This is a genomic window from Jiulongibacter sp. NS-SX5, assembly GCF_052828545.1.
Genome location: NZ_CM128248.1, coordinates 1,107,528 through 1,124,730 on the forward strand (window position 1 = coordinate 1,107,528; position 17,203 = coordinate 1,124,730).

Genomic DNA, 17,203 nt, shown 5'->3' on the forward strand with positions numbered 1-17,203 from the left:
TTATTTTTCAGTTAGGGTTTTTATTTTGATGCTTAACGCAGCAAACAATAAGGTCATAAAAGGAGAAATGTAATTAAATAGAGCATACGGGAGGTAAGTCAAAACATCTACACCCAGTACGTTCGATTGATAGGCCCCGCAGGTATTCCAAGGGACCAAAACGGAGGTTACAGTGCCGCTATCCTCTAATGTTCTACTCAGGTTTTCAGGTGCCAGACCTTTCTCTTTATAAGCTTGCTTAAACATTTTACCGGGCACAACAATAGCCAAATACTGATCAGAAGCGGTAATATTTAAGGTCAGACAACTCGCCACCGTACTAGCAAATAGTCCGAAAACTCCCTTGGCGGCTTTCAGCAATGCTTCAGAAATTTTATGCAAAGCACCTATGGCTTCCATAAACCCTCCAAATGTCATGGCACATAAGATAAGCCAAATAGTGTTAAGCATCCCCGACATTCCTTTAGAAGAGAATAAATCAGCTAGGTCGGCATTGGTAGTAGCTACTGACGAAGGTACAGTTATGGCGTTCATCAGTCCTTTGTAAGCTGTAGGAAAATCCAATTTCTCTCCCTCTCCTACACTGACTACAATGCCTGGTTGAAAAATCAAGGCAAAAACCGCAGCAAGTAAAGTACCAATAAACAAGGCCACCAAAGGCTCTGTTTTTCTAACGATGAGTGTGATTACCACTACGGGAACGATAAATAACCAACCGTTGATATTGAAAGACTCTGTAATGGCAGACTGCATAACAGAGGTATCAACCACCCCCTCTGCACTCTGACCAAAGCCAAGAATTGTAAAAATGATAATAGCCAAAACCACACTAGGAATGGTAGTGTACAACATATACCTGATATGTGTAAACAAGTCTGTGCCGGCCATAGCAGGAGCCAGATTTGTAGTATCTGACATTGGAGACAATTTATCTCCAAAATATGCTCCTGAAAGTACTGCCCCGGCAACCATTCCCAGATTAAAACCTAGGGAATTACCAATGGCAATTAAAGCTATCCCTACAGTAGCAGAAGTAGTCCATGAACTACCTGTAGCTAAGGAGATAATGGAACAAATAACAACTGTAGCTGGCAGAAAAATACTTGGACTCAGTATCTCAAGACCGTAATAAATCATGGCAGGGATAATACCACTGATGAGCCAAGTACCCGATAAAGCCCCGACAAACAATAAAATCAATATTGCTCCGGAGGTACTCTCAATATTACCTGCTACCGTTTTAATCATGGTCTTTAAAGTCACCTTTTCTCGCAGCCCCATAAGTGCGGCTACTCCTCCTGCCAATAAGAGTGCGAATTGGTTAGAACCGGATAAAGCATTGTCTCCAAAAACATACACATTAAAAGCGAGCAGTAGAATAAGAAAAACAACTGGAATCAGGGATTCAAATAGGCTTATAGAGGTTTTCGGAGCGTTAGAGTCGTTCATTCAGAAGTTTATTGACAGTGTAAACTCAAAGTTAATATTATCCCTCAAGTTGACCTTATTTTTGAGAAATTTGAACTGAAGTCACTCAGAATTCAAAAGTTTTGTCTTATTTCGCATAAAATTCTTTCAAACCATGGTAATAATGATTGTTTGTAAGCTCCGTTCCTAAGGGGCTCTTCTCGGCAAGTTTATTTCTCTCACTGCAGAACAATCATTTCCAATGACGAAGTTTATTGAACTAATAAAAGCCGCCTTAAAAGGCGACGAAAACACTGATTATACCACTTTAAGCATTAACAGAGCAATTGTACTCTTGTCCATCCCGATGGTGATCGAGATGTTCTTTGAAGCTTTATTTGCTTTGGCAGATGCATTCTTTGTCGCCAGATATGTTGGTACTACAGGCGTAGCTGCCGTAGGACTGACGGAGTCTGTGCTTACTTTAATTTATTCATTAGCCTGGGGTTTAAGTGGAGCAGCCACGGCTATCGTAGCTCGCCGTATCGGCGAAAAAGATGAGCGTGGCGGGGGCTTGGCTCTGGCACAGGTTATCTTAATTTCCTTATTCCTAGGCATGGTAATCGCCATTTTGGGTTACACTTATTCTGAAAGAGTGCTGGAATTAATGGGTGGATCCACGGAACTGGTCAACCAAGGCAAATGGTACACCAAAATTCAGTTTATCAGCTCTCCCGTTATCATCCTGATTTTCACACTAAGTGGGGCTCTGAGAGGTGCAGGCTCTGCCTCATTAGCCATGCGTTCCGTTATTATCGCCAATATCTTGAATATTGGACTTGATTACCTTTTCGTACCTGTCTTGGGAATGGGGATCAAAGGTGCCGCACTAGCAACATTAATAGGGCGATCGGTAGGCGTACTTTATCAATTGTATGTGTTGATCAAATTGAGCAAACTACAGCTAAGACTACCTGATTTTAAACCTGTCAAGAAAATCCTGGCCAATATAGTTAAGATAGGTGCAGGTGGAGCCGGACAGTTTCTGATTCAATCTGCAAGCTGGGTTTTCCTTGTCAGAATATTATCTGAATATGGTAGTGAGGTAATTGCCGGTTACACAGTGGCTTTAAGAATAATTGTCTTTACCATATTGCCTTCATGGGGTTTAGCTAATTCAGCGGCCACTCTTGTGGGTCAAAACCTGGGAGCAGGCAAACCTGAAAGAGCTATAAAATCTGCCTGGACCGTATCGTTTTTCAATATGGTCTTTCTGGCTTTGATTGCGGTTGTTTTCTTCATTTTCGCTGAAGATTTCATTAGATGGTTTGATCCTACCCCACAGGTGGTAGAAACTGGTGTACTATGTCTCAAAATACTGGCAGCCGGATATGTTGTATTCGGAATCGGGATGGTCATTACTCAGGCTATCAATGGAGCGGGTGATACCCTCCCTCCTACCATCTTTAATATCATTTGTTTTTGGGTCATTGAAATCCCGCTGGCCTATTATTTGGCCATTAAAGTAGGTTGGCAAGAAACCGGGGTTTTTCTCTCTATTATAATTGCAGAAACCGTTTTGGCCATTCTGGCCGTCATCTATTTCAGGACCAATCGTTGGCAAAGAAAACAGGTCTAATAAAAAAGCCTGCTTATAGTGAGCAGGCTTTATTTCTTATCTGGACATCGAGAATTACTTCGTAATCACGAACTTCTTGGTTTTTAAACCTTCATCCGATTTGATGTTAACCAAGTAGGTACCCGGATTATAAGAACGAACGTCTACTCTTTTGTCCACCTTGTTATTTTCTACCGAAAGACTTTCGGTCATCATCTGAACTCCTTGTAGATCTATAATCTGTAGTTGAGCAGCCTTAACATTATTAAAATCAGCTCTGATGTTTACAAAGTCAGAAGTAGGATTAGGTGATAATTGCAAAGCAACTTTCTCTGACTCTGCAGACAATGGAGCAGGTTTTGGAACTTGAATCGCTAGATTATCAATGGCCCATCCCCAGCCTTTTACCCATTGATCGGCGTAAAGTCTAAATCTCAATAATACCTCTGCTCCACCTATATCGCCTGTAAATAACTCGTTTAGGTTGATCTCTCTAGTTCTGAATAATGCTGGTGAGCCTTCTCCATTACTTGTTGGGTTTGAAGCGGTGGCCGGGCTTAAGGTAGAAACAAATAAATCTTCCCATGATTCGTCTTCTCTGGAGTCATAACCATCTATAAGCTCGAACCAAGAACCTCCACCATCAGCAGAGATTTCTACAACTACAAAATCCCAGAAATCACTATCGCCAAAGGCCGATCCCTCTTCACCTGGTTCTACCAAAACAATCTCATCCCAACTGAAGATAGCCGAATCACTCTTAAGAATAATTGGTCTTCTGAAGAGTGCAATAGCGTTATAATCAAAATCTAAAAAGGTTAAACCGGAAACCGGATCATAAAGTCCTAATCCGTTTTTGTAAGGACTGTCTGTATTTAGGTTACCATCTGAGAAACCGTTTGGTGTATCAATTCCAAATCCGGTTACAGCGAAGTCTTCATTTGGTTCATTGAAATCAGTATAGTACTCTTCAACAGATTCTAATAATGACGTTGCGGTAAAAGTATAAAAGTCCTCCACTGGCACGTCATCAGCGTTTGTTCCTCCAGCTGTGGTTGGAATCACGGTTACATTATTACTGGCATCTACCGCTTTAACCTGCATGGTGACAATATCATTGTCATTAAGCGGTGGAATACCCTCTTCAATAAACCATGCTATGGCGTCAGCCGACCCTTGCGAGAAGCTAGTATCTACCGCCGGATCATACCTTCTCAATCCAAACGGACTTTGAGGAACACCATTGACTGAATACTCTACATATACCGTATCAACTCCTTCCTGATAATCATCTTCTACATTCGCAATGAAGCTAATCGGCACTCCTGATCTTAAAATAGTAGGAGGGAAATACTCGATAGTAGGCCCCCATTGATCTGGCGTACCCACAAAGAACAAATAAGGAGAATCAGGCATTGAAACCGGACTTACCGACTCCACGCCATCGTTATCAGTTACTGTAAGGAAATATCCGATTACAGATTGCTCAATGGAAGGATCCATTGGTAAAATAGCTTTGAACTCATCAGTTCCGGGCGTTCTTACTAGCTGAACCTGCTGAGGGTTTGCCAAACCTGCATCTAAGTCTTCTACTGTAGCGGTGGTGGCATCTAAAAGAACGTAGTTTAAAAAGGCCGTTTCCTCTTTAATTGTAGTATCACTAATTATTCTTGCTGTGATTTCTATTTCAGTAGCTGAAACAAAATCCTTCAATGATTCATGAATAATAGATGTATTTCTCCAGCCCATCTCATTCATCATCTGAATAGTCACTGGACCTGGGTCATAATTAATCTCTCTTAAACCCGCAGAAGGCGTCATTAGAGAGTTTTCAGTTCCAGCCGGATATTTATCATCATCTAGGTGAGAAATACTTGAACCCGAATCGAAGATTGTCGGAGCATATAGTTGCACTTTCTCACCACCATTGGCAGCAATTGCCAAAGGAGAGTCAAAGAATAGATTTTCAGAAATTAATTCATTACGCAATGCATTTGAAGGATTCGGAAATAGCGTAGTATCTGTTACATATTCATCTTTTTCATTGATAACGTAGGTATCAAATACATCCGGAAAAATTGTTCCCAAACCATAACTACCCTGTGTTCCTTCTACATTCAAGGAGCCTACAAAACCCAAACCATGACAAAGCTCATGCAGTACAACTGACGTAAAGTCAAATTGACCAACAGCCGGTGTACCTGTAGTACCGTAATACCAGTTTTGATCAGCACTGAAACGTGCTACGATGTCCACATCATCTGGTGAATTCAGATCTTCACCCGCCATTTTCTCTGCTAACGCAATAGGATACCAGGTATTGACTTTCTTGGCACCCGAAAAATTACGATAATAAGTTCCGGGACCTGCTGAACCCAAAACATTAGGACCAAGTTCTTCCCAGAGTGCCACCACGTTTATCTCTACGGGAGAGTTAAGAATTTCAGCCCAGATATCTACGGCACGTTGAAACGACTCCTGTGCTACCTCCGGCATATCAGGATCATAAACCACATTAAACCTGGCAGCATTAGTAGCCTTGACCCCTCTCAGACTTTTTCTCTTTTGCAAAGCATTCTCAATCTCCGGAGCCATCCCTCTATAGGTATGCTCATCAATATGACTGGCGGGACAAACGACTTCAATCCCTTCCTTAAATTCAGTCTTATACTGATATCCTCTTTTCCTCAAATCATCCTGAGCCATCAAATTGATTGAAAAAGAAAAGACCAATGCAAAGAGTAATATTCTTTTCATAATATTTGCAATACAGGTTTTAGTTATCCCTATCGGGGTTTAGGTTTATGGGTAAATATAGATGTTATTACCTATTTTTCTTCACTCGCAAAACAATAAATAGTCACCTATCTCTTAACACATACGGAAGATCTGACCAAAAGGTATGCTCCAGACAGTAGAAATTCTTGAGAAATATTGGGGATACAAAAGTTTCAGGCCTCTTCAGGAGGAAATTATTGAAACAGCATTAAATGGGCAGGATGTGCTGGCACTGATGCCTACCGGAGGTGGCAAATCTATTTGCTTTCAAGTACCTGGCTTACTTGAAGAAGGTGTAAGTATCATCATAACGCCTTTAATAGCCCTGATGAAAGATCAGGTGAAACAATTACGTGAAAGAGGTATAAAAGCAGCAGCCATTTATTCGGGAATGCACCATTCGGCCATTGACCGTACGCTGGATAATTTCGTTCTCGGAGATTATAAATTTCTCTACGTTTCTCCTGAACGACTTCTGACTGAGATGATGATAGAAAGGACAAAAAGAATGAATGTCCGTTTTCTGGTGATTGATGAGGCTCATTGCATTTCAAAATGGGGACACGATTTTAGACCTGGTTATTTAAGAATCAAAGAGTTTAAGCAGTATTGCCCCAAAGCCTCCATGATAGCTCTGACAGCTACAGCAACTTCCATTACGCAAAAAGACATTCTGAAACAGCTGGAAATGAAGACCCCGAAGCTTCTAAAAATGAGCTTCAAAAGAACAAATCTAGGAGTTCACTGTTACGAAAGTGCTACAAAAGCCAGACATCTGGCTCAGATATTATCTCGTTCTAAGGAGTCGGCGATTGTTTATGTGAAAACCAGAAAGCAAACTCAGGAAATTGCACAGTTTCTCGTAAAATGTAAGATTAGTGCAGATTTTTACCATGCAGGTCTGAGCAATGAGCAGCGTTCTGCCAAACAAGACTCTTGGATTAATAATGAAACAAGGGTCATTGTCTCCACAAATGCCTTTGGTATGGGAATTGACAAATCGGACGTTCGATACGTTTTTCACCTGCATATACCAGACAACATGGAGGCCTATTATCAGGAAATAGGAAGGGCCGGAAGAGACGGAAAGCATTCTGAAGTATTCCTGTTTTATAATCAGGTAGACATTGATCAGTTAAAAAGTCAACTGGAACAACGATTCCCAACATTTGAGGTACTCTCCAAAACATATCAATCACTGTGTAATTATTATAAACTTGCTTACGGTGCTACACCTGCAGAACGCTTTGAGTTTGACCTTCATGATTTCATCACAGTTTTTGGTATGAAGGCCATCCCTACTCACTACGCTTTAAAGCTGCTGGAGAGTCAGGAAATTATAGAATTATCTGATAGTTATTTGGCACCCTCCACTTTGAAAATTGAGGTAGGTAACCAAGATTTATACAAATGGCAGTTAAAAAATGATTCCTTGGATGCTTTTACCAAGACCTTGTTGAGGATTTACGGAGGTGAGCTCTTCTCCGAGCATTGTGTTATTTCAGAGGCAGAGATAGCCCGTGCACACAGAACTCCACAGCCTACGGTTACAAAACTACTTAACCGTCTTCATGAGTTAAAGATTGTCAATTATAAAAGACAGCTTAGCAAACCCGCCATTAGTTTTTTAGGTAATAGATTTGATGCACAAAAACTACCTCTAAGTCACCATGAAATGAAGGTAAAAAAGGCCACAGACCTTAAAGCTTTAGAACAGATGATTGGCTTTGTTCAAAGCACCAGACGCTGTAGAATGGCACAGCTTCAAAACTTCTTTGGAGAAGAGAATGCCGAAGATTGCGGTATCTGTGATAATTGTAAACAAAGAATCAAAAGGGCAGAAAAAGAGAAAGAAATTAAAGCTGAAGGAACAACCATAGAAAAACTGTTACCAATGTCATTGACAGAATTGGAGTCAAAAGCAGTTACGAAAATCCCATTGGAAGAAATTGTACATTTCTATGTAGATCAGGGAATTTGGGTCTTATCTGATGGAAAATTGATGATTGCTCCTTCACTACAGTAAGGCTTTCGTTTGTTTTTCGTTACTTTTGCTAATACACATTAAGGACTAAATCTTGAACAGGACAGAAAAAAAAATAGCACTCAATAAGCAGATCAACGATTTTACCGATGACCTAAAGGAAAAGGCCTCTGATTTCAAATTACTTGGAAAGGACGCCCTAATAATTGGTGGAATAATTACTGCTGGCTTCGCTCTCAGTCGACTTTTTGTGGATGATGAAGAGCAAGGAAGTGAAGAGAAAATAGAGCCTGGTGATTCAATTTTTGCCTCAGCATTCAGAGGTGCAGCTACATCTGTTCTTTTGGCCTTGGCCAAGCAAAAACTGACAGACTATTTGGAATCGATGAACGAAGAGAATGAATAAAATTCTCGGTCACATACAGAATCTAAAAAAGCGTGGGCTTGCTGTTCTAATCGATCCTGATAAAGCATCAGAGACGCATTTAGATGAGCTGATTCTACTTTCTTTAGAAGCAAAGGCTGACTTTTTCTTTGTGGGCGGTAGTCTTATTAGTTCCGATAGTCTGGAGATGGTGGTTCAAAAGCTGAAGGAGGTCAAGTCAATACCTACTGTTTTATTTCCAGGCAATGCCCAATACATCAGCTATGATGCGGACGCCATACTTTTATTGTCCTTAATTTCTGGTAGAAACCCTGAGTATTTGATTGGTCAGCATGTAAACGCCGCCATGAACCTTAAAAGATCAGGATTAGAAATATTACCTACCGGCTATATGCTTATTGACGGAGGGAAACCTACCACTGCCTCTTATATCAGTAATACGACTCCTATACCGCGAGATAAACCAGATATTGCGGTAGCAACAGCTGTAGCAGGTGAGTTAATGGGAAACCAACTTATTTACCTCGATGCAGGAAGTGGAGCAGAGTCTTCCGTGCCGGCAAATCTTATCCGACAGGTGAAAAGTCAAATTGATATTCCTTTGATAGTAGGTGGAGGAATCAACACTGCTAGTAAAGCCGAGATGGCCTATGAAGCGGGAGCTGACTTAATTGTGATAGGTAATGCTATTGAAAAATCACCTCAGTTTATCTCTGAGGTCGCCAAAATAGCCTCCGAACCTGCATTTCAATAAATGAATACTGTTTTTTTAGCTTTAGGCTCAAATCTCGACAATCGTGAACTAGCACTTCAGAACGCCCGAGAATCCATCGAAAAAGAGATCGGGGAAATAGTTAAATGTTCTTCAATTATTGAAACTAAAGCCTGGGGTATTACCGACCAACCAGACTATCTCAATCAGGTTATTCAAGTAAACACCAAATTATGGCCATTAGAGGTCATACGCCTTGCCTTGTCCATTGAGGATCAAATCGGTAGGAAGAGATTGCAAAAATGGGGTAGCCGACTTATTGACATTGATGTGCTCTATTTCAATGATTGGCATTTTGACACCCCAGACCTCATTATCCCTCATCCTTTCATTCAACATAGAGATTTCGTTTTAAAACCTTTGACCGAAATAGCTCCTCAGTTTGTTCACCCAATAATCCAAATTTCTAATCAAATGCTATTGAACTCCTTGAAAACATGACATCAAACAGAAATCCCCCTGCCTCTCGCCAAGGTTTGGGGGATTCTTTTTTTCTAGGTTTATCTCATAAATAAAAGAGTTATGAAACCTGGAAATGAAACAATGATGGGCTTTTATCAGATGCTTGGCAAAGTATTTTACGGTGTTGCCAAAGTAGATGGTGAAGTTAGAGAAACTGAACTTCAAAGACTTAAAGAGTTTGTTGAAAAGAACTGGATTCCCTTAGAAGACACTTATGACGAATTTGAGACTGATACAGCCTTTCAAATAGAAATTGTATTTAACTGGTTGGAAGAAAACGATTTTGAGGAACTAAATACGCTACAAGAGCTCGAAGAGTACATTGCGGAGCATCCTCGTCTTCTGGATAAACAAAAAAAGCAACTCATTTATGAAACTGCCGAACAAATAGCAGAAGAGTTTCACGGCATAAATAAGGCGGAGCAAACCTTCCTTAAAAAACTAGGTCAACTCTTGAGACCTTAAACAGCTACAGGGGCTTTGATGAGAGGATGTGGGTCATAGCCCTCTACTTTGATGTCTTCATAGGTAAAATCAAAAACTGATTTCACCTCAGGATTGAGTACAAGCTTAGGAAGCGGTTTCGGTGTTCTTTGTAGCTGCATATTCACCTGTTCCATGTGATTAGAGTAGATATGCGTATCTCCGCCCGTCCAAACGAAATCGCCAACTCCAAGCTCACATTCCTGAGCAATCATATGCGTTAGTAAGGCATACGAAGCAATATTAAAAGGCACTCCCAAAAACACATCTGCACTTCTTTGATATAGCTGACAGCTCAATTTGCCATCGGCTACGTAAAATTGAAATAGAGCATGACAAGGCATCAGGGCCATTTCAGATAATTCTCCCACATTCCAGGCAGAAACAATTATCCTCCTGGACTCCGGAGAGTTTTTGATTTGGCTTATCACCGTTTTTAATTGGTCAATACTTTCACCACTTGGTGTTGGCCAATTCCTCCATTGTTTACCATAGACGGGGCCCAAATCACCGTTTTCATCCGCCCATTCATTCCAGATCCTAACCTTATTCTCGGTCAGATATTTGATATTGGTATCACCCTTGATAAACCACAAAAGCTCATGTATTACCGATGGAAGGTGAATCTTCTTGGTAGTGACCAACGGAAAACCCTCTTCCAAATTAAACCTCATCTGATATCCGAAAACACTCCTGGTTCCCGTACCCGTACGGTCTCCCTTTTGTGCTCCATGATCAAGAATATGTTGAAGTAGGTCGAGGTATTGTTTCATCTTGGTAAATAAAAAACTATTGATCTAAGATAGCAAACTAGCCTATTATCTCATAAGAATGAGTGATCTCTGCAGAGTCTCGTAACTGAGCAGTGGCAGAACAGTACTTATCCATTGAAAGCTTAATGGCTCTCTCAAGTTTTTTGGGATCTACCTGTCCTTTGATTTCAAAATGCAGATTGATTTTTCTGAAAGGACTCATTTGTGTACCCTCAATGGTTTCTCTGTCACCGTCAATGACGACACGATAGTCCTCTATAACCTGTTTTTGTTTTTGAAGTATCAAAACCACATCAATAGAGGCACAGCCTCCAAGCCCCATCAGAAGAAGCTCCATAGGTCTATTGCCGAGATTGTGGCCGCCTACTTTCTCAGAGGCATCAATATGTGTTAAAACGTCTGAAGAACCTTTTCCCGTAAAGTGAAAAGCGTCATCTTCCCTTTTTAAAACTACTTTCATTGTACTACTTTATGATCTGAACACCTTACAATAGAATATTCACTTCCATCGCTTTGTTTTTCCTCGAGATTCGAAAAAAAAGTGTTCAATTTTAATTCGTCTTTCTCTTATTTCGAGCCCTCAATCGCCTGTTTAAAATCGGCAATCAGGTCATCGATATCTTCCAGACCAACAGAAACCCTCATCAGCCCTTCTGTAATTCCAAGTTTATCTTTCAGCTCCTGAGCCACTTTAGAATGCGTGGTGGTATTAGGGTTGGTGATCGTTGTCCTGCTATCACCTAAATTAGAAGTCTTTGAAGGAATCTTCAATAATTGCGTAAAACGCACAATTCTTTCAAAACCACCTTCCAAATCAAAAGTAACCAGAGCTCCTCCACTATTCATCTGCTTTTTGGCCAAAGCCACTTGAGGATGAGAATCCAGGAATGGATAATTCACAGTTTTGATACCATCTAATCCTTCCAAAGACTGAGCTAGTTTTAGAGCATTTTCGCAGTGCTTATCTACTCTAAGGTTTAGCGTTTCAAGGCTTTTAGAAAGAACCCAAGCATTAAACGGTGACATAGCAGGCCCTGTGTGACGACAGAAAAATACGATTGGTTCCATGATCTCTTCTGTACCACAGATCACTCCTCCGAGTACTCTACCCTGCCCATCCATAAATTTGGTTGCAGAATGGACAATCAGATTGGCTCCGAAATCTCCCGGCTTCTGAATAACAGGCGTAGCAAAACAATTATCTACGTAATAAATCAAATCATGCTTCTTGGCTACACGACCTACCATTTCAAGATCAACTAAGGCCAAACCCGGATTTGACGGCGTTTCCAAATAAACCATTTTAGTGTTAGGCTTTACAGCCGCATCCCATTCTTCCTCCGGAGCGTCTGACTCCAGATACGTGTATTCAATCCCCCACTTAGGCAGAATTTGAGTAATGATCTGATGTGCAGAGCCAAAAAGGGCATTACTGGCTACCAGGTGATCTCCAGACTGTAAATGACCTGCAAAACCTGCAAATACAGCAGCCATACCAGAGGCAGTGGCAAAACCGGCCTCCATGCGTTCATACATGCACACCTTGTCAATGAACTCCTGAACCGAAGGATTGGAATATCTGGAATAGATATTTCCTTCAATTTCGTTATTAAAAAGTGCCTGTCCCTGTCCTGCATCATCAAATGTAAAACTGCTGGTCAGGAATAACGGAGTAGAATGCTCATTATGCTGGCTTCTGTCCGTCTGAATCCGAATTGCCTTTGTTGTTTCCTTCATTTCTTAAAATGTAAGGCCTCCCCTACGCTACTGTTTAGATTTATTGTCAGCGTAATTCTTAATCCAATCTTTCTCAACATTTGCGTATCGCTGAAAGAAAGGCACAAACCACTGCTGCATATCGGCTGCAAAGTTACCAGTTGGTGAAAAAGGATCACCAAGTATCACTTGCTTTTTCTCAAAATTAAAAGCCACGGGGATAATCGGAATACCTCCTCCGTGAGCCATGTAATAGAAACCCGATTTTAGTTTTTCTACGTTCTTGCGAGTACCTTCAGGTGCGAGAGCAAACAGCATATCATCAGCCTTTTGAATGGCTTCAATATAACTTTGCACCAAATTCATGTTCTTATGACGAACCACCGGAGTTCCTCCTAAAGACTTGAAGATAAAGCCGAAAGGAGGCTTGAACAATTCTTCTTTACCCAAATAGCCTATTGTCCTTCTCAGTTCAGCCCGTGCACCTAGTCCCACAAAAAAGTCTTGCCATTTGGTGTGAGGGCACACCGCAATCACCGCTTTCTTTACCTCAGTAGGTACCGTGCCTACGACTTTCCAGCCAAAGACTTTAAAGAAAAAGCGGAATATTGCACTCATTAGAAGAAAGGATAAGGACTAAAGCAAAGTACAAAAATCAACAGACTAAGCCAGCCCAGGATGATTCTACCAAGTCCCAATGGTTGATTATTTTGCACCGGAGGGTGATAAACACCTAAAATTCTTCCCAATAAAAAGGCAAAAGCCAAAAAGCCGCTGTAGCCCTCCACACCTGGAAATACCTTTGTGGTTAGTAATTGAACCAAAACCACGACGAGTGTCAATATCCAGTTCGTTTGTCGGTTCTTACTTATTTTGCTGAAGCACAGCTGAATGAAATAAATATAGAGTCCAAAGTAGAGTACTGCTTCATAGCCCTCTTCAAATATAGACTGGTTCAATTCATCTATGGTATAAAAACCTAAACCAGCATAAAATACAAAAATGGTAAACAAGACCGGCGAAACCTGATTAAACCGTTTTTCACCAATAAGAGCGAACAAAATATGGCCGCCATCTAGCTGACCAATTGGCATAAGATTTAAAGCCGTAAAAAATAAGCCAAGAAAACCGGCCAAAATAAAGGGATAATGAGCCAACTCATTAGGGTGTGGTAACAAAGAGCTATCTGCAAAGTAGTCGGCTATCCAGCCTGAAAGCAGGCTATCTCCCAATCTGAAGGCTAAAATATCATCTCGCCCTTCATAGGCATATTGACCATATTCTGCTCCGTACTGAGCATACTCGGGGTGAATGTCAAAGACAAACTCATGACCCGGTAAATTGGCATAGCCATAAATGAGCACTCCAAGAGCAACTACGAAACCAACTAATGGACCAGCTATACCTACATCAAAATAACCGAGACGATCTTTTATCTGATCTTTGATTCTGATAAAAGCTCCCATGGTACCGAAACTGCTGATGATTCCGAACCAGAATGGTATATAATACGGTAAAGTTACATTGATCTTTTTGGCTCTCGCCACAAAATAGTGACCAAACTCATGAACAGTTAGAAAGCCTAAAAATGGCAAAGTATACCATTGAAATCCTTTTAGAAGACCATCAAGATCTAAACCATCAACAAGTATACTTTTACCCGCTACCCATTCCATTCCGGTAAGCGTGGTAGCAATAACCGTAGCTATAAAAAGCCCTAAATGAATAAGAAGTGTTTTGTTTTTCTTCAAAACCTTAAATTAAAAATCGAAGTAGTCGGATAGATCTTTTTCCTCTGGGTGATGATGAATGGTTTGAAAGCCCAATGAACTAGCCGACTTGATATTCAACTCGTTATCATCAATAAACAGAATATCTTCAGCAGCAAAACCTGTTTCACGAATCACCTGTTTGTAAATGTCTTCATCCGGTTTCCATAAGCCCATTTCATAGCTGTAAAAAGCTTTATTGAAAAGGGAATCCAGCGTGCTTATACCGTGACGTTTTTGAAGAATTTTATTTGACGCCTGAATATGAATGTGATTCGTATTGCTCAGCAAAAACAAAGGAAACCTTCCTTTCAGCTCAATCAGAAGTTCAACTCGCTTGTTTGGGATATCCAAAAGAAGGCTATTCCAAGCACGGTCTACCTCCTCATCGCTGAAGGGGTAACCGATGGTCTGACGAACAATCTCCCGAAACTCATCGTCATCAAACATACCAGACTCATAACGTCTGAATAGCTGACTATCAATAAGCTTTTGAGCTATTCTCTGTTCAGATTTACCGCTAATTTCAGCAAATGCCTTCGTGGTTAACTCCGGATTGATATTTATAATGACATTACCGAAGTCAAGTAAAATTGCTTTGTAGTTGCTCATGAATTTACTCTACTACTACACCCATAGAGCAGAACTTATCAATCCTGCTACTTACTCTTACGGCAGGTTTTATTTTTTCGAGGGCTTTGATCTCCTTTAAAAGTGTCTTTTTCAGAATATTCCCAGCCGTTTCGAAATCCAGATGGGCACCACCTTCCGGCTCAGGAATGATACCATCTACTAGTCCAAAACCTTGCATATCTGTAGCAGTAAGCTTCAGAGCATCTGCGGCCTGTTCTTTAAAATCCCAGCTTTTCCAAAGGATAGTAGAACAGTTCTCCGGTGAGATAACAGAATACCAAGAGTTTTCAAGCATTAAAACTCTATCACCAATACCTATTCCCAAAGCACCACCAGATGCCCCTTCGCCTATAATCACACAGATTACAGGTACCTTCAAGGTCATCATCTCCTTAATATTTCTGGCAATAGCTTCGCCCTGACCTCTTTCTTCGGCCTCCAGACCCGGGAATGCACCAGGAGTATCAATAAGAGTCACAATAGGCACATTAAACTTCTCTGCCTGACGCATCAGACGAAGGGCCTTTCTGTATCCTTCAGGATTCGGCATCCCGAAATTACGGTACTGACGTTCTTTGGTTTTTCGACCTTTCTGCTGTCCAATGATCATTACGGTCTGGCCGTCAATATTTCCGAAACCTCCAACGATTGCCGGATCGTCTCTTACATTTCTATCGCCATGAATCTCATGAAATTCCTCACACATCATCTCGATATAATCTAGAGAGTAAGGTCTGTCCGGGTGGCGAGAGAGCTGTACTCTCTGCCAGCGTGTAAGGTTTGTAAACGTTTCTTTTCTTAGTTCCACGATGCTATTGGTCAGATTCCTTACTGCAGTGCTCACATCTACGTTATTATCCGCAGCGAGCTTTTTCATGTCTTCCAGCTTCGATTCTAACTCCGCAATAGGCTTCTCAAACTCAAGTAAAGTTCTCATTTATTTCTTTTCATTTAGGGCCGTAGCCCAACTTTGTTTTTCACAATTTCGGTTCAAAACTACAATTCAAAAGCTTCTCCATACTCAGGCATCTCAATATTTTTATACCCAAGCCCTTCTATTGTAGATTTAAAGTTAAGCATTGACTCGGTTTCTCCATGTACCAAAAAGGTCTTTTTCAATCTCTCCGGTTTCTGTTGTTTCACAAAATCAATTAGGTTATTTATATCACCATGACCGCTGAAAACATCGGTAGAAATGATATTGGCATTCACCTCTTTCTTGGCTCCTTTTATCACAAGTTCTTTGATGTCTTTGCTACGCAATTTAGCCCCCAGGGTGTTTTCTGTGGTATAGCCAATAAACAAAATAGTGGCATAGGTGTTCTCAATATTCTCAGCCACATGATGCTCAATACGCCCACCCTGTATCATGCCTGATGAAGAAATGATGATACATGGCTCAGAATGAGAAGAAACTTGCTCTGACTCTTTAGCGGATTTCAGATAATGAAGATTATCAAAGTCAAAAAGGTTCTCTTCCAAATCCTTAAATTCTTTAGCCTCTTCATTGAGATGTTTCCAGTAGCGTTCATGTATCTCTGTACTTGATCTGGCCAGTGGACTATCAGTAAACACTTTGATAGGCTTAATTCCCTGGCTTTCGTAGAGCTTATTCAGCGTAAAAAGTAAGGCTTGTGTACGGCCTACACTAAAAGTAGGGATGATAATTCTTCCGGGTTTATCAATACAATTCTCCTGAATAATCTGTTTCAACTTCTGTACCGGGTCATCTTTATCTTCATGCTCTCGCATGCCGTAGGTGGTTTCACATACCAGATAATCTACATCAGGTACAGGCTGAGGGTCTACCAATAAAGGGTAATCTTTTCTTCCAATATCTCCCGAAAAACAGATTTTCTCAAGTTCTCCATCTCTCTCTACCTCTATCAGAACATGTGCAGCTCCCAATAAATGACCGGCCGGTATAAAGGTTAGCCAGGCATTGTCCTTAAATTTAAACCGTCTATTGAAAGCCAGAGGCACAAAGTTGTCGATGGCTATTTTGACATGATTGCTTAGATAAAAAGGCTCAGCCTCTAACGACCTGTACTTTTTAGAGAGCTTCTTTGACTTCTGAATTTTCTTAATTCTACGTTGATGCAGATTTGCCGAATCATACAGCAAAATCTCGGTCAAATCTAAAGTGGGTTCTGTACACAGTACCTGACCTTCAAAGCCTTCACGGTAAAGGTTTGGAATCTGACCACTGTGATCTATGTGAGCATGCGTAAGAATTACCAGGTTTATAAGGCTGGCATCAAAAGGGAATAAACCATACTCCTTTGATTTATCTTCCTTCTTAGAGCTATCAAGGTCTGTACCGCAATCAATAAGGATACGGTAGTCATCCAGCTCAAGTAGGAACATACTTCCGGTTACTTGTCTGGCCGCACCATAAAAAGTTAAATTCATTTTTGAATGCT

At 40.8% G+C, this 17,203-nt stretch carries 16 protein-coding genes; 6 read left to right on the forward strand and 10 right to left on the reverse strand.

Annotation, left to right across the window (positions count from 1 at the left end; all coding sequences use genetic code 11):
• Positions 1-1,449, reverse strand: a complete 1,449-nt coding sequence (gene nhaC, locus ACUXV0_RS05050) for a Na+/H+ antiporter NhaC (protein WP_446191978.1) — start codon at positions 1,447-1,449, stop codon at positions 1-3.
• A 220-nt stretch (positions 1,450-1,669) separates the two neighbouring features.
• Here nhaC and ACUXV0_RS05055 point away from each other — a divergent pair, with 220 nt between their 5' ends.
• The gene (locus ACUXV0_RS05055) at positions 1,670-3,046 is read left to right on the forward strand and encodes an MATE family efflux transporter (protein ID WP_446191979.1); all 1,377 of its coding nucleotides are present in this window, start codon (positions 1,670-1,672) and stop codon (positions 3,044-3,046) included.
• Between the two features lie 54 nt (positions 3,047-3,100).
• On the opposite strand, the gene ACUXV0_RS05060 is transcribed toward ACUXV0_RS05055, so the two are convergent.
• On the reverse strand, positions 3,101-5,782 hold the full coding sequence (locus ACUXV0_RS05060) for a T9SS type A sorting domain-containing protein (protein ID WP_446191980.1): 2,682 nt from the start codon (positions 5,780-5,782) through the stop codon (positions 3,101-3,103).
• Between the two features lie 145 nt (positions 5,783-5,927).
• Here ACUXV0_RS05060 and ACUXV0_RS05065 point away from each other — a divergent pair, with 145 nt between their 5' ends.
• The 5 genes from ACUXV0_RS05065 to ACUXV0_RS05085 all read left to right on the forward strand — a co-directional run bounded on the left by ACUXV0_RS05065 (position 5,928) and on the right by ACUXV0_RS05085 (position 9,871).
• Positions 5,928-7,829, forward strand: a complete 1,902-nt coding sequence (locus ACUXV0_RS05065; protein WP_446191981.1) for a RecQ family ATP-dependent DNA helicase — start codon at positions 5,928-5,930, stop codon at positions 7,827-7,829.
• Positions 7,830-7,881: 52 nt separating this feature from the next.
• Complete coding sequence (locus ACUXV0_RS05070) at positions 7,882-8,193, forward strand: hypothetical protein (protein ID WP_446191982.1); 312 nt, start codon at positions 7,882-7,884, stop codon at positions 8,191-8,193.
• On the forward strand, positions 8,186-8,926 hold the full coding sequence (locus ACUXV0_RS05075) for a geranylgeranylglyceryl/heptaprenylglyceryl phosphate synthase (RefSeq protein WP_446191983.1): 741 nt from the start codon (positions 8,186-8,188) through the stop codon (positions 8,924-8,926). The genes ACUXV0_RS05070 and ACUXV0_RS05075 overlap by 8 nt, the downstream gene beginning before the upstream one ends.
• The gene (gene folK, locus ACUXV0_RS05080) at positions 8,927-9,385 is read left to right on the forward strand and encodes a 2-amino-4-hydroxy-6-hydroxymethyldihydropteridine diphosphokinase (protein WP_446191984.1); all 459 of its coding nucleotides are present in this window, start codon (positions 8,927-8,929) and stop codon (positions 9,383-9,385) included.
• Positions 9,386-9,466: 81 nt separating this feature from the next.
• Positions 9,467-9,871, forward strand: a complete 405-nt coding sequence (locus tag ACUXV0_RS05085; protein ID WP_446191985.1) for a tellurite resistance TerB family protein — start codon at positions 9,467-9,469, stop codon at positions 9,869-9,871.
• Here the strand turns inward: ACUXV0_RS05085 and ACUXV0_RS05090 are convergent.
• The 8 genes from ACUXV0_RS05090 to ACUXV0_RS05125 all read right to left on the reverse strand — a co-directional run bounded on the left by ACUXV0_RS05090 (position 9,868) and on the right by ACUXV0_RS05125 (position 17,192).
• Entirely contained in the window at positions 9,868-10,662 is a 795-nt protein-coding gene (locus tag ACUXV0_RS05090) for a thymidylate synthase (RefSeq protein ID WP_446191986.1), read from the reverse strand. The genes ACUXV0_RS05085 and ACUXV0_RS05090 overlap by 4 nt on opposite strands.
• A 37-nt stretch (positions 10,663-10,699) precedes the next feature.
• A complete protein-coding gene (locus tag ACUXV0_RS05095) occupies positions 10,700-11,122 on the reverse strand; it encodes an OsmC family protein (protein ID WP_446191987.1) in 423 nt (140 codons plus the stop codon).
• Between the two features lie 107 nt (positions 11,123-11,229).
• Positions 11,230-12,399 (reverse strand): trans-sulfuration enzyme family protein, encoded by a 1,170-nt coding sequence (locus ACUXV0_RS05100; RefSeq protein WP_446191988.1) that lies wholly within the window; start codon positions 12,397-12,399, stop codon positions 11,230-11,232.
• Between the two features lie 27 nt (positions 12,400-12,426).
• The gene (locus ACUXV0_RS05105; RefSeq protein ID WP_446191989.1) at positions 12,427-12,996 is read right to left on the reverse strand and encodes a 1-acyl-sn-glycerol-3-phosphate acyltransferase; all 570 of its coding nucleotides are present in this window, start codon (positions 12,994-12,996) and stop codon (positions 12,427-12,429) included.
• Entirely contained in the window at positions 12,996-14,129 is a 1,134-nt protein-coding gene (locus tag ACUXV0_RS05110) for a site-2 protease family protein (protein ID WP_446191990.1), read from the reverse strand. Before ACUXV0_RS05110 ends, ACUXV0_RS05105 begins: the two co-directional genes overlap by 1 nt.
• 9 nt (positions 14,130-14,138) lie before the next feature.
• Entirely contained in the window at positions 14,139-14,759 is a 621-nt protein-coding gene (locus ACUXV0_RS05115) for an HAD family hydrolase (RefSeq protein ID WP_446191991.1), read from the reverse strand.
• A 4-nt stretch (positions 14,760-14,763) separates the two neighbouring features.
• On the reverse strand, positions 14,764-15,717 hold the full coding sequence (locus ACUXV0_RS05120; protein WP_446191992.1) for an acetyl-CoA carboxylase carboxyltransferase subunit alpha: 954 nt from the start codon (positions 15,715-15,717) through the stop codon (positions 14,764-14,766).
• A 59-nt stretch (positions 15,718-15,776) separates the two neighbouring features.
• Positions 15,777-17,192, reverse strand: a complete 1,416-nt coding sequence (locus ACUXV0_RS05125; protein WP_446191993.1) for an MBL fold metallo-hydrolase RNA specificity domain-containing protein — start codon at positions 17,190-17,192, stop codon at positions 15,777-15,779.
• Positions 17,193-17,203: the final 11 nt, after the last annotated feature.